9 protein-coding genes are annotated in these 13,886 nt (G+C 37.2%); 5 read left to right on the forward strand and 4 right to left on the reverse strand.

All coding sequences use genetic code 11. The annotated features are described in order from the left end of the window. Positions 1–16: 16 nt before the first annotated feature. Positions 17–1,438, reverse strand: a complete 1,422-nt coding sequence (locus tag H6F62_RS06595; RefSeq protein ID WP_190371623.1) for an ammonium transporter — start codon at positions 1,436–1,438, stop codon at positions 17–19. Between the two features lie 1,270 nt (positions 1,439–2,708). Here H6F62_RS06595 and H6F62_RS06600 point away from each other — a divergent pair. Then, positions 2,709–4,454, forward strand: coding sequence for a bifunctional serine/threonine-protein kinase/formylglycine-generating enzyme family protein (locus H6F62_RS06600; protein ID WP_137909529.1), 1,746 nt, complete (start codon positions 2,709–2,711; stop codon positions 4,452–4,454). Between the two features lie 658 nt (positions 4,455–5,112). On the opposite strand, the gene nagA is transcribed toward H6F62_RS06600, so the two are convergent. Continuing rightward, entirely contained in the window at positions 5,113–6,261 is a 1,149-nt protein-coding gene (gene nagA, locus H6F62_RS06605) for an N-acetylglucosamine-6-phosphate deacetylase (RefSeq protein ID WP_190371624.1), read from the reverse strand. 80 nt (positions 6,262–6,341) lie between these two features. On the opposite strand from nagA, the gene purE reads away from it, so the two are divergent. The 3 genes from purE (at position 6,342) to sppA (ending at position 9,877) form a co-directional block, all read left to right on the forward strand. Further along, positions 6,342–6,854 (forward strand): 5-(carboxyamino)imidazole ribonucleotide mutase, encoded by a 513-nt coding sequence (purE, locus tag H6F62_RS06610; RefSeq protein ID WP_137909531.1) that lies wholly within the window; start codon positions 6,342–6,344, stop codon positions 6,852–6,854. A gap of 82 nt (positions 6,855–6,936) precedes the next feature. After that, positions 6,937–7,986: a type 2 isopentenyl-diphosphate Delta-isomerase gene (fni, locus tag H6F62_RS06615; RefSeq protein ID WP_137909532.1), complete on the forward strand. Its 1,050-nt coding sequence runs from the start codon at positions 6,937–6,939 to the stop codon at positions 7,984–7,986. 73 nt (positions 7,987–8,059) lie between these two features. Continuing rightward, positions 8,060–9,877: a signal peptide peptidase SppA gene (sppA, locus tag H6F62_RS06620; protein ID WP_190371625.1), complete on the forward strand. Its 1,818-nt coding sequence runs from the start codon at positions 8,060–8,062 to the stop codon at positions 9,875–9,877. A gap of 154 nt (positions 9,878–10,031) precedes the next feature. Here sppA and H6F62_RS06625 read toward each other — a convergent pair whose 3' ends face one another. Together H6F62_RS06625 and H6F62_RS06630 are read right to left on the reverse strand one after the other, a co-directional pair. Then, positions 10,032–10,745 (reverse strand): GDYXXLXY domain-containing protein, encoded by a 714-nt coding sequence (locus H6F62_RS06625; RefSeq protein ID WP_190371626.1) that lies wholly within the window; start codon positions 10,743–10,745, stop codon positions 10,032–10,034. 126 nt (positions 10,746–10,871) lie between these two features. Further along, positions 10,872–12,308, reverse strand: coding sequence for a DUF2157 domain-containing protein (locus H6F62_RS06630; protein WP_190371627.1), 1,437 nt, complete (start codon positions 12,306–12,308; stop codon positions 10,872–10,874). Positions 12,309–13,463: 1,155 nt separating this feature from the next. Between H6F62_RS06630 and H6F62_RS06635 the strand changes: the two genes are divergently transcribed. After that, a partial coding sequence (locus tag H6F62_RS06635; protein ID WP_190371628.1) for a PPC domain-containing protein occupies positions 13,464–13,886 on the forward strand: 423 nt, incomplete at its 3' end.

Consider the following 13,886-nt stretch of genomic DNA (forward strand, 5'->3'; position numbering starts at 1 on the left):
TTCTAGAGTATTTTTTTTACTCTTGTAGAAACTCCTCACTGTCATAAACATCAGGCCAAACAGTTGCACCGTGTTCATATTTATCAATCCCAATCTTATCAGCTTCAGGATTAACACGCAGCTTACCAATAAAATTAAGCCCACTGAACATGACAAAGGCAAAAGCAACAGTAAAAACTGATACTGCAACTACGCCCAAAATCTGCACACCCAACAAGTCAAAACCGCCACCCAAAAACAGACCAGCTTTTTTATTCAAAGTCAATTCTGGTTGACCCAAAAAGCCTACTGCTAGTGTACCCATCATGCCATTAATACCATGAACAGCAAATGCTCCCACAGGGTCATCAATTTTGCATGATTCAATAATATCAATGCCGAAAATTACTAAAATTCCACCTGTTAAACCAATCAAAACCGCAGCCCAGGGTGCGATAAAAGCACAACCGGCGGTAATACCTACCAACCCTGCTAAAGAACCATTCAGACAATAGGCTAAATCCCATTTACCTGAACGTTTGTATTGATAAAATAAGGATGCTAAGGCCCCAGAACCAGCACCCAGGGTAGTGTTGAGAGTAATCAAACCAATTAAGCCAGGATTAGCCGTACCCAGGGTTGAACCAGGGTTAAAACCATACCAGCCAAACCAGAGAATCATAGTTCCCAAAGTCGCCAAACCTAAGTTATGGGCAGGAGGAATTTTTCCCCAAGCAGTACGTCCGGGACGAGGTCCAAGTAAATAAGCACCAACTAAGGCTGTCCAACCCCCAACGGTGTGAACTGCGGTACTACCAGCAAAGTCATGAAAGCCCATTTTTCCTAACCAGCCACTGGAGTTCCATATCCAATGAACGACGAGGGGATAGCTAAATGCCGCCATAATACCACTGTAGATTAAGTCGCCAACAAAGTCCGTTCTTCCTGCCATTGCCCCAGTAGTAATTGTACTGGCAGTAGCCGCAAAGGCAAACTGGAAGAAAAACAAAGTGTAAGCATTGAGTTGGGAGGCTATTCCTGGCACGTTACCATTACTAAAAGCACCGTCAACGGGTAATTGACTTAAGAAAAAGGTGTCTGTACCAATGAACCCACCACTACTTGTACCAAAAGCAATTCCAAAGCCCACAGCCCACCACACTAAAATGGTGAGGGCAGCATCAATAAAGTTCTCCAATAGGGCATTAACTACACCTCTTTGGCGCAGTAAACCTGCTTCTAACATCGAAAAACCGGTCTGCATGAAAAATACTAAAAAGCCTGTGAGTAATACCCAGGTAGTATCAACAGAAATTTGTAATTGTTTGGTTGTTGCGTCTAAGGATTCCAGTGTTACCGGGTCTGCGGCCTGGACAACTGTAGGCGCGAAAATTGCCAACACCATTGAACCTATAGCTAGTGCTAGAAGGCGATAAAAAGGGCGGATACGTTTATTCATTGCTGTTTTTTGGGCTAGAAAAGCTGTGATTAAAGCTGGACTTTTATAGTTAAAAATATCAGCATTTACTTTGATGCTTGTATCATAAGCACATCTTAAATAGTGTTACTGTTACGTTAGATACAAAAACTTAATTTATTGGTTAATATTATATATCACACCTATGTATATAGGTTACATTTATGTATGAAGGTTTTATCGGTTGGGTGGAGAAAATCCGCAACTATTCAATACTTGACAAATCCGAAGATTTATATTATGTTTATGTTATAGATTGAGAATGGTGCGCCCATATACATAATTTTTTCAAACACTACAAACACTAATCTAATTACATAATTATTTTTAACTTCATCCTGTAAAGCTTAACATCTCGGATATCCTAATTCGGATAATTTAATTCATCAAGACTTGACAAAGACTCAGGCTTCTGTTATGTCTATGTTAGACATAAAAAATACTATTTAGTTTAAATAACAGAAATATTGTCAGATATAGTTAAACATAATCATATGTGTCACAATTGAAGCTTAAAACCATCTAACTATACCAAATGGACTAGATGATTCACTTACCTACGGGAATCAGAAATTAATTGTAGATAGTTCTTCCTTATCAAGATGAGCATAACATATTCAAAGTTTTTTGTCAACACCATAAAATCTTTTTTTCGGCGTTTTTTGGTTTTTACTTGTATTTCTATATCCTCAAGAGGGATTTTGAGACAAATTTCGCTGTAATTATGAGACATGATCAAAAAACTGTGTCTGATTGACTAGATGATTCAGTTATGTAGGGGAATCAGAAATTAATTGTAGATAGTTCTTCCTCATCAAGATAAGGATAACATATTCGAAGTTTTTTGTCAACACCATAAAATCTTTTTTTCGGCGTTTTTTGGTTTTTACTTGTATTTCTATATCCTCACAGGGAAATTTTGGCACAAATTGTGCTGTAATTATGAGACATGATCAAAAAACTGTGTCTGATTGACTAGATGATTCAGTTATGTAGGGGAATCAGAAATTAATTGTAGATAGTTCTTCCTCATCAAGATAAGGATAACATATTCAAAGTTTTTTGTCAACACCATAAAATCTTTTTTTCGGCGTTTTTTGGTTTTTACTGATATTTCTATATCCTCAAGGAGGATTTTGGCACAAATCGTGCTGTAATTATGATATATTGTCAAAAAACTGTGTCTGATTTTCTTAGTAATTAGGAATCTGTAATAACAGATATTGAGAAATTACATTAATGATGGTTAATTATGAGTTATTTTACTCTAGGACAACAACTAAAAAAAGGACAATACGAAATTATTGATATTTTGGGACAAGGAGGATTTGGTGTTACTTATCTAGCGCAAGATCATAAACGCAAAACACAAGTAGCTATCAAAAGTCTCAATGTTCTTTTTCTCCAACAACGTTATAGAGATAAATATGGAAGCACAGAAGGTTTTGCCAATTTCTTAACTGAAGAACAGGATAAATTCAATACCGAAGCGATGGTTTTAGCTACCTTTTATCATCCTCACATTGTCAAAGTGTATCCTGAACTGTTTCAAGAAAATGGTTTATCTTGTATGGTGATGGAATATGTTCAAGGCAAAAATTTAGAACAATATTTATACGCGAATGGTGTTTTTAGTGAAAGTGCAGGTTTATCAATTATTAAAGGCATTGGAGAAGCTTTAAGTTATATTCATGGTCGTAATTATCTGCACCGAGATATTAAACCTGCGAATATCTTACTGCGAGAATCTGACAATAAAGCCATATTAATTGATTTTGGTTTAGCCAGAGAAGTCAACTTTGCGGAATTGATGAGTTTAACAAATGCCAAAACTCCTGTTTTTGCACCTCCTGAACAATTTGAAAATACAAGTAATTTTACTCCTGCTTTAGATATTTATGCTTTAGCAGCAACATTGTATGTAATTATTGCAGTTCAGAAACCTCCTTTCATTCCTCTACCTAACACTTATCTGAATGCTAAGATTATGTTAGATATGAACATTGCTCTAGAACCACCTCAAAAATACAATGCTGATATTAGTCAAAAAGTGAATGACGCTATTCTCAAAGGAATGGAATTAGATTATCAAAAACGTCCTCAATCAATAGAAGAATGGTTTATGCTTTTAGGAATTAAACAAGAAAGCCAAAATATTCAAGTCTCTCAAAACCCTATTGACAAGAATCTAAAAATTTTCCACTTTGAAACTGTCACTACCAACGCTTATGGTAAGATTATCAAAAAACGCAACCATGCAGCCAGATACTTTGTGGAAGATTTGGGAAATGGGGTGATGTTGGAAATGGTAGAAATACCCTCTGGTACATTTTACATGGGTTCACCAGAAAATGAAGCGGGAAGAACAAATAGCGAAGGTCCCCGACACCAAGTTACTGTTAAGAGTTTTTTTATCGCTAAATACCCCTTGACACAGGCGCAATATCAATCTATAATTGGCAACAATCCCGCTCACTTCAAGGGTGATAATCGTCCTGTTGAAAGGGTAAGTTGGGATGATGCGGTTGCATTCTGTCAAAAGTTAAGCGAAAACACAGGTAAGAACTACAAGTTGCCCAGTGAGACACAATGGGAGTACGCTTGTAGAGCGGGGACGACGACACCTTTTTATTTCGGTCAAAGTATTACCCCGAATTTGGTGAATTATGATGGCAACTATTCCTATGCTGCTGCTCAAAAAGGGGAATATCGTCAACAAACCACAGATGTAGGAACTTTCCCCCCTAACGCTTTTGGTTTGTATGATATGCACGGTAATGTATGGGAGTGGTGCGAAGATGACTGGGAAGAAAATTATATAAATGCTCCTATAAATGGTGATGCTTTGATTAATCCTGTTGGAGAATATAAGGTGTTGCGCGGTGGTGCATGGCTATACTTTGCCGGTTGTTGTCGTTGTTCAATGCGTAACCAAGGCTTGTATAATGCTCGTCATCACTACTACGGATTTCGGGTTTTGTTGTCTTCTGAAAAGTAGTTATTCTATCGTAGTTATTCGATCTATGTTCTGTGATTTTTCCCTTGTTACTGTTTCCCGGATTTTCCAAGTGGTTCAATGGTTCGATAAATTGGTGGTCTTTATTATCTGGAGGACGGGGAAATAACAAATCTCTCTATAACCTCTATATATATGGGCGCAAACTTTTCCAGCCTTAACATAACTATAATCAAAACCCAGAATTTTGTCAAGGGGTTTGCCAAAATTATAAATACCTGCGATCGCTATTTGACTCGAATCAAACTTAATATATATGGGCGCACACTTTTCCACCCATAACATGAATATAATCGAAACCCAGAATTTTGTCAAGGGGTTTGCCAAAATTACAAGTACCTGCGATCGCTATTTGACTGGAATCCAACTTATATATATGGTCGCACACTTTTCTACCCTTAACATAACTATAATCAAAACCCAGAATTTTGTCAAGGGGTTTGCCAAAATTATAAATACACCTGCGATCGCTATTTGACTGGAATCCAACTTATATATATGGTCGCACACTTTTCCACCCTTAACATAACTATAATCAAAACCCAGAATTTTGTCAAGGGGTTTGACGGAGATTTTTCATATTGGGGTATGAGGAATTCAGGGATCTAAAAATCCCATAAAAAATCTGATAAATTCTGATTCAGAAAGTTAGACGTTGCCAAGTGAGTTCCTTTCCAACTGGATCATAGTTCCAGCGCAATAAATGAGCGGGTTGATTGGAGGAAAATGTTGGTAAATCAATAGCCTTTCTAGGTGCATTTGTGGCTAAATTAATAGCTGTTTCTATGTCACAAACTTCCCATTTAACGAGATTTTGCACTCCTACTAACAAAGGTAGAGTTGTTCCCGTTAAAGTCCCATCTTGTAGTCTAGCCGTACCATTGATCACTTCAATTTGTCGGTTATCCCAGGGATAGATACCGTCTGGTAATCCTAGAGGTGCAAGAGCGTCACTGACGATAAATAAGCTTTTACTAGCACGTAGAAGAATTTTAAGAATCATTGGATTAACGTGCTGACCATCAGCAATAAAGCCACAAAAGACACGAGAATCATTGATAGCTGCACCTAATAAACCTGGTTCGCGGTGGTGTAGGGGAGGCATGGCATTAAAAGCGTGTGTGATCATTGTAGCACCTTGAGCAAAAGCCTGTTGTGATTCGGCTGCGGTAGCTTGTGAATGTCCTAAACTAACAGTAATTCCCAGGGAACGCAAATAAGGGATGACTTTTCCTGTGGTGTCTAACTCTGGTGCGAGGGTAATGAGTTTGACTATAGGAGCGTAGTCTCCTAATACTCGTTTAATTTGATCTATGGTAAGGGTGAGTAAATACTCGGATGGATGTGCGCCACGTTTGTAGTAGTTTAAGAATGGTCCTTCTAAATGAACTCCGAGAATTTGTGCAGAATTTGGGGAATTTTGGGTATAATCAGTGAGAATGGCGAGGGAGCGGTGAAGATTTTCGATAGAGGTGGTAACTAAAGTTGGTAAATAAGCATCAACTCCTGCTGACCATAAAAATGAGGAGATTTTTGGTAAATTATGGGAATTTTCTAATGTTAATTCGGGAAAAGCTAATCCTAGTCCACCATTGATTTGTAAGTCCACACCACCCAAAGAAATCCAGTCTCCAGCCACATCTAAAAGCAGATGTTGTGGTAGAATATCTTGCCATGCTGTATTCATGGGCATAATGCTGTCAATTATGCCTTCTTGATTAACTAAGATTCTTTGTAGATCTTGATAACCGGGTACTTTTGCGTTAATAATGTTTATGTTGTCCAGCATGGGTGTTATTTTAGTTATTAGTCATTGGTCGTTAATGGGAAATATATACCCTCATCTCCAGCCCCCAATCCCTAATTATTATGAGTGTAGAAATTGGTATTATTATGGGTAGCGATTCTGATTTACCTACGATGAAAGAGGCGATCGCTATTTGTGAAGAATTTGGTATTGTATGTGAAGTTGCTATTGTCTCTGCCCATCGTACCCCAGAACGGATGGTAGAATATGCTAAAACTGCACATCAAAGGGGTATGAAAGTAATCATTGCTGGTGCTGGTGGTGCGGCTCATCTTCCTGGTATGGTAGCATCATTAACTCCTTTACCTGTAATTGGTGTCCCGGTTTCGACTCGGAATTTACAAGGTGTGGATTCTTTATATTCTATAGTACAAATGCCAGCAGGAATACCCGTCGCCACTGTTGGCATTGGGAATGGGAAAAATGCTGGACTTTTGGCTGTACAAATTCTCGCTACCCACCAACCGGAGTTATTACAAAAAGTTGTGGCTTATCGCCAAAGTCTGTGTAATTCGGTGATGGAAAAACAAGCTAAACTAGATCAGCTTGGATATGCAGAATATTTGCAACAATAGATACTGAGATATCTAGGACTAATAGGATAATTGCTTTGGCTTGGTGAAAGATGTAAATATTAACATAATTCCATATTAAACTGTGAACCCTTCTATCAACACTCCAGCCCAAACTCAAAATCGCAAAGCAGATCATATCCGTATCTGTTTAGAAGATAATGTTGAATGTTCAGAAATCACAACTGGGTTAGAAAAGTACCGCTTTACTCATGTTTGCTTACCAGAACTTAATGATCAAGATATTGATCTGAGTACGAATTTTCTGGGAAAATACTTAAATGCACCGTTATTAATTTCCTCTATGACTGGGGGAACAGAACAAGCGGGAATTATTAACCGTCGTCTTGCGGAAGTAGCCCAACAATACAAGTTAGCAATGGGTGTAGGATCTGTCCGGGTGGCGGTGGAAAAACCTCAAGTTGCTGATACTTTCGCTGTGCGTAAGTACGCGCCTGATATTCTCCTGTTTGCTAATTTAGGGGCGGTACAGCTTAATTACGAATATGGTCTAGATGAATGTTTGCGAATTATTGATTTAACTGCAGCTGATGCCCTAATTCTACATATTAATCCTTTACAGGAGTTTATTCAACCCAGGGGTGATACTAATTTTAGGGGATTGCTTGACAAAATTGCCAAATTATGCAGTAAATTACCTGTCCCCGTAATTGCGAAGGAAGTAGGTAATGGAATTTCGGCGACAATGGCGGAAAAACTGATAGCTGCGGGAGTCACAGCTATTGATGTTGCTGGTGCGGGTGGTACTTCCTGGGCTTTGGTGGAAAGCGAAAGGGCGGAAACGTCCTTACAACGGCGTTTGGGGCGAACATTTGGGGATTGGGGTATACCTACGGCAGATTGTATCACCAGTATTCGGGAGTATGATCCCCATATTCCTTTAATTGCTTCTGGGGGGTTGCGTCATGGGTTAGATGTAGCTAAAGTCATCGCTCTGGGGGCTGATATTGCTGGTTTAGCAATGCCCTTCCTCAAGGCAGCGGCTGCATCGGAGGCGGCTGTGATAGAATTAACGGAGGTATTAATTGCGGAAATAACTACTGTGTTATTTTGTACCGGAAATAAAGATTTGTATAAATTGAAGCAATCACACAGTTTACAGCGGATAAAATAGAAAGATGATTGTTACCACTGACAACCGAGAAGTGGTAACAGACCGATAACTAATAACTAATAACTAATAACCCATGAATAACTTTATTAAACAAACTTTAGCAAGTTTAATTGGTAATTTACTAGGACTGATGATTTTTTCTGGACTCAGTACAATAGGATTTTTGCTGATATTAATTGCGGTTGCTAGTTCTCAAGGTTCAGGACCAACAGTCAAGGATAAGTCAGTGTTAGTATTTGACTTGTCTATGAAAATCACTGATAGTGAACCTAGTTCTGATGAATTATTACAAAAAACTCTCAGTGGTGTTGATGAAAATAGTATTACACTCCGTAAAGTTGTAGAAACTTTAGATAAAGCAGGACGTGATCAACGTATTGTGGGTATTTATATAGATGGAACTAATGCTAGTAGTGAGGTTGGTTATGCTTCCTTGAGAGAAATTCGTCAAGCGCTGGAAAGATTCCGTCAAACAGGTAAAAAAATTATTGCCTATAGTACAGACTGGAATGAGCGGGAATATTATCTAAGTTCCGTAGCGAATCAAATCGTGGTTAATCCCATGGGGGCAATGGAAATGAACGGTTTAAGTTCGCAACCAATGTTTTTAGCGGGAGCATTACAAAAGTACGGTATTGGCGTGCAGATTGTGCGTGTAGGTAAATTTAAGGGTGCAGTAGAACCTTTGATTCTGGATAAACTCAGCCCAGAAAATCGGGAACAAACTCAAAAATTGTTAGATGATATTTGGGGAGAATGGCGGAGAGCCGTAGGTAAAAGCCGAAATATACAGCCGCAAAAGTTACAAGCGATCGCTAATAATCAACCAATTTTAGAAGCCACAGCAGCACAAGCAAATGGTTTAGTAGACAAGACTGCTTATCAAGATCAAGTATTCACAGATTTGAAAAAATTAACTGGTCAGCAAGAAAAAGATAAAACATTCACAAAAATTAATTTGGGTGATTATGCAGAAGTTCCGGGAAAATCTGTAGATTCAGATCATAAAATTGCTGTTGTTTATGCAGAAGGAGAAATAGTTAATGGTAGTGGTAACGATGGAGAAATTGGGGGCGATCGCTTTGCTAAAATATTCACTAAAATCAGGGAAAATAGTCAAATAAAAGCTGTAGTTTTGCGAATTAACAGCCCTGGTGGTAGTGCTACCGCAGCGGAAATCATGCAGAGAGAAATCAAATTAACTCGTCAACTTAAACCTGTGATTGTTTCCATGGGAGATGTAGCTGCTTCTGGTGGTTATTGGATTGCTAGTGACTCCAACCGAATTTTTGCAGAACCTAACACTATTACAGGTTCCATTGGCGTATTTGGCGTATTATTCAATGGTCAAAAATTGGGTAATAATAATGGTATTACTTGGGATACTGTAAAAACGTCCGAATATGCAGATCAACAAACTATTTCCCGTCCTAAATCAGCCCAAGAATTAGAAGTTTACCAACGCAGTGTTGACCGTATTTATAATTTATTTTTGCAGAAAGTTTCCCAAGGAAGAAAACTATCAACTGCAAAAGTCGCAGAAATTGCTCAAGGACGAGTTTGGTCAGGAACAGCAGCCAAACAAATCGGGTTAGTTGATGAAATTGGTGGGTTAAATGTAGCCATTGAATATGCAGCTAAACAAGCAAAATTAGGTAATAATTGGCAATTACAAGAATATCCCCAAGTTGGTAGCTGGGGAGAAAGATTATTGGGGAAAAAGTTAGATGAAACGAAAGCCAAATTAGGAATAGAAAAAACTGAAATTAAAAGTAATAACCCGTTAATAAATGAGTTGGGAAAATTTCAACAAGAAATCAAGATTTTACAAACAATGAATGATCCCCAAGGGATTTATACCCGCTTACCTGTGAACTTAAAAATTGAATAAGAAATAGGGGAAGAATATTTTGCTTTCTTCCTTTGTGCCTACCCTTAGGGATCTCTAAGAGAGATTGCGTGAAACAAAAACTGTGGTTCATTGACCTGAAAATCGCTGTAGATATCCACCTGGATATTGATTATATTTATTGCAGCCTATTTACCTACTGAAAAGGATAATTGCGATTTCTTATGGATAAACCCGTAGGAAGAGCATTACCTTGAGGATCTACTTTTATCCTCACTAATATTGGTTCTTGTCTACTATCTCCATTTTCCTGAATTTGTGCAAGATCATTATTGATTTGTTGTCTTTGTGCGTCAGAAATGAAATAGTTTCCCAACCCATAATTAAGCAAACCGTCTTGATAATTACCCCTTAAAGCTACTTGATTATTAACTAGAGAAACAGGACGATTAATACTTACGCGTACAGGTTTCCAGGACTGAAATTGATTACGATTAAAAGATTGTTGTTCTTGCAAAATTAGATATAAGGTACTTCCCTGGATAATTTGTCCATTTCTGCGGGAATTTTTCCGCAGCCATTCCCGCCAACCTGATACTTTTCGCAACATTTCGGGACGGGAGATATCATAATCTAAGTTTAATGAAGAACCCCTAAATAGATTATCAGGATTTGCAGATACAGTTTGCAAAATTACTGTTTTACCAGCCATATCTGTATACATTGCTTGAACAGGTATAGCCAAAATTAAACCGACTTGAAACAATAAAGGGGCAATTAATCGCCAAATTGGTAAAGGTTTATTAGCCTTTTGTTCTGTAGCAATGAGATAATCCCGAAAAGTCAATTTTTCAGAAAATTCCATTTCGGGAGTTAAGGTTTTTTTTGATTCAGGAGAGTCACTTTTCATGAGATTAATGTAGTAATTGGTAATAGATGATAGGAAAAAATACTTTTCCTATTACTTCTAAATTTACGATAGGAATTTATTCGCAGAGATTTATGAATATGCTTTCATACTAATAGAAAAACTATTCTATTTCTGGTTATTACTACTTTTAGATGTAGTAAAATGCCGTTCAAACCAAAGTCCGGCGGCAATAAGGGAATAACCACAAGAGGCAAATACTAAAGCCCGGAAAAGGACATCAGTATTATACTCTAAAACCCGGCTGATAATTTGCAGAGTAAATAATAGCATACCACACCAAAAAGCATTTCTATTACGTAACTTCAAACCTTCTTGAATTAATCCCCAGGCTAATATTGCCAAGAGAATATTGAAGATAAAAATCCCTAGTTCAGTAATTCTAGTGATAGCCTGATGCCAAAAAGGAGTCATAAGAATGAAAGCCAAAAAAGTAGTAATGATGACGATTTTAAAAAATACTTCTCGTCGGAGTGGACTATTTCTATGACGAACTAAAAACAACCATTGTAATACAGCCAAACCACTAAGAATACCCAAATCAATAATTGGTAACGACTGAAACACATTCGATAAATTATTGGGTTGATCATAACTAAAGTCTACAGCTTGCCATTGCCAACGGAAAGACAAAAGATAAAAAACTACACCAAAACATATCAACCCCAAATTACGGGCTAGGGGTTGAAATAACCTATAATTAACAGTAGGAAAAAGTAGATCATCATAACTCCAAAGTAAAGCAGGTGGTAGGGCTAAAGCAAAAGAAGCTGTCCAAGGAATGACATCAGAAAATGTCAACAGTGGTAAAGGGTTGAGATTGTATTCTAAAGAGAGAATAAATGCCAAAACTCCCATACCAAAAATCCACCGAGACCGACAAATATAAGCTAGAGGAACAAATAGCAACCAGGACAATAGAGGCATATGACGCACAGCTAACCGCGCCCAATTCAATTCTCCAGGCACAGACCATAAATCACCAATTCCTATCCAATAACCAATTTGAATGAGGATAATGGCCATAATTCCCAAAGAATTGAGGGAAAGACTATAAGCCATGACTAATACCCCAAACCCCCAAGCTAAAAATAACTCAGAAGCTGAACTGCTAATATTAAATATTTGCCCCATTAACATTAAGGTTGCCCCTAAAATGAAAGCACTGAGAATTAACAATGCTTCTCCCAATATCCGTTTACTTTGTTGAGATTTTTTACTTTGATTTATGGTGAGTGTGGGTTCTCTCCAGGTCAAAAAACCAGTAATAGCAGTGGAGAGAAACAAACTCATTAACAAGATAAACTTGACTTCTCGTGACCAACCCTGCCAATTTGCGCCTACAAGTGTCATTACACCCAAGCCTAAAAGTAAGCCACCTATGGCAATAGCAATAATGCTAAAACCATCACGGGTAGATTCTTCTAGATGATTGAGTTGATAACGCTTGGCTATTTGTTCATGCTGGGAAGAACTAATAATTCCTTCGTCTCGCCAAAGTTGTGCTTCTTGGCGCAGTTTTCGGTAAAAATTGTTAAATATCATGACCTCTCCGGTACATAAGTGTGATACCAAATCTAAAATCCTAATTTGGTATGAGTTTAGTAAGTGTGAATATGGCTAGGCCATGCAAGTTATCAGTTCAAGATTTTGATTTTGGACAGGTTAGCTTTTATCCTGTGGACAAAATTCATAGCGGAGGTGCTTGACAAAGAAAATCTCAAATATTGGTGATTGTATTTTCAGTATGCAGCTAAAGATGTTGATTGCATTGTTCTCATGTAACACTTTCCTTTCTGACTTAATTTTATAAAAATTAATATACAAAAATGCTCTAATTTATGGCTTATTTATGGCTTATTTGTTGCTTAAAGTTACCCGTTGTTTATTTACAAATGTAGATAAATAAACAAATTTTATAAACACTTTAGTTTATCTATAACCTTTTGCCAGTTATATTATTTTGTGTCAAAATAAACCAGATATTTTACCTTTTAAGGTAGAAGTTTTTAAAGTGGTTTTCTTATTTTTTGAAGCTGATCAATCTCATTTAAGTAGCATCCCTTATGATTGAATGTTTCCCCAACCTAGGTTAGGTGTTGGTTTTTTACTGTATTGTCTATAAATAAAATAGAATCTAATCTAGCTAAAATATAATTAAATAAAATTAAACAGATGTGTATTTAAAGAACTAAGTCACAAAATACATAAAGTTATTTGGGACGATAAATGACCGAGAAGATTGATTTTAGCCTTTTATTTGCTAATAGATTACAAAATATTAAGATTTACCTGTTAAGTAGGAGTAACTGATGAATTGTGTTTACGGTAAATCAAGGCTTTCATGCCATTCCTGCGTAATTAATGTAAATTTTAGTATAAAATGACGAAAAAATAAATTCTTTATACTATGGTGGTATGAGTGTAAATCATTTTATATTGATTTCGTGACAGTTAATTGTTCGACAAAAATCTTGTCAAGTATTTGAATCTTAAAAATTCCGACAAAATCTACCCTGATATGGGTTGAATTAGTGTCAATATTTTCATTATTTTCATTTTATTGATTTAGAGAGATTCAGATCTGATTTTTGTGCAAACAATACCGAATAGTTGAGGTGTGCTGAGGATAAGCATTGTCGGTCAGCATTCCCTACCCTATACGAATTGACATTTTCATAAATGATTTAGGAGTGCATTATGTTTGATAATTCTGAAAAGTCTTTTGATTCATCTTTACCAGGATTGGGTAATTCTTCAACTTACCTGGATAAAGATCCTTTAAATCCTAATCCCACAGTGTTTAGTTCACAGCAACTTCCATCATTAACTGCACCTCTTGATTATGCGGGAAATACCAGAGCTACAGCCCGTGCTGTTGGGACATTAACAGGCGCTCAAAGTTTTAGTGACTGGGTAGGAACTGCTGATACTAACGATTACTATAGTTTCGATGTCACAACACCAAGTAACTTTAGTTTGAGTTTAACAGGCTTGAGCGCCGATGCGGATGTTCAGTTACTCAATAGTTCTGGTACTGTAATTTCCAGTTCTACTGCTGGTGGTAATGCTTCAGAATCCATTACTCGTCAATTGAGTGTCGGTACTTATTATGCGCGGGTA

Source organism: Anabaena sp. FACHB-1391, from assembly GCF_014696755.1.
GTDB lineage: Bacteria > Cyanobacteriota > Cyanobacteriia > Cyanobacteriales > Nostocaceae > Dolichospermum > Dolichospermum planctonicum.

Bases quoted from the DNA above. Each gene is read 5' to 3' on its own strand.
- H6F62_RS06600 (WP_137909529.1), top strand. From the start codon at position 2,709: ATGAGTTATTTTACTCTAGGACAACAACTAAAAAAAGGACAATACGAA.
- purE (WP_137909531.1), top strand. From the start codon at position 6,342: ATGAGTGTAGAAATTGGTATTATTATGGGTAGCGATTCTGATTTACCT.
- H6F62_RS06630 (WP_190371627.1), bottom strand. From the start codon at position 12,308: ATGATATTTAACAATTTTTACCGAAAACTGCGCCAAGAAGCACAACTT.
- nagA (WP_190371624.1), bottom strand. From the start codon at position 6,261: ATGCTGGACAACATAAACATTATTAACGCAAAAGTACCCGGTTATCAA.
- H6F62_RS06625 (WP_190371626.1), bottom strand. From the start codon at position 10,745: ATGAAAAGTGACTCTCCTGAATCAAAAAAAACCTTAACTCCCGAAATG.
- sppA (WP_190371625.1), top strand. From the start codon at position 8,060: ATGAATAACTTTATTAAACAAACTTTAGCAAGTTTAATTGGTAATTTA.
- H6F62_RS06595 (WP_190371623.1), bottom strand. From the start codon at position 1,438: ATGAATAAACGTATCCGCCCTTTTTATCGCCTTCTAGCACTAGCTATA.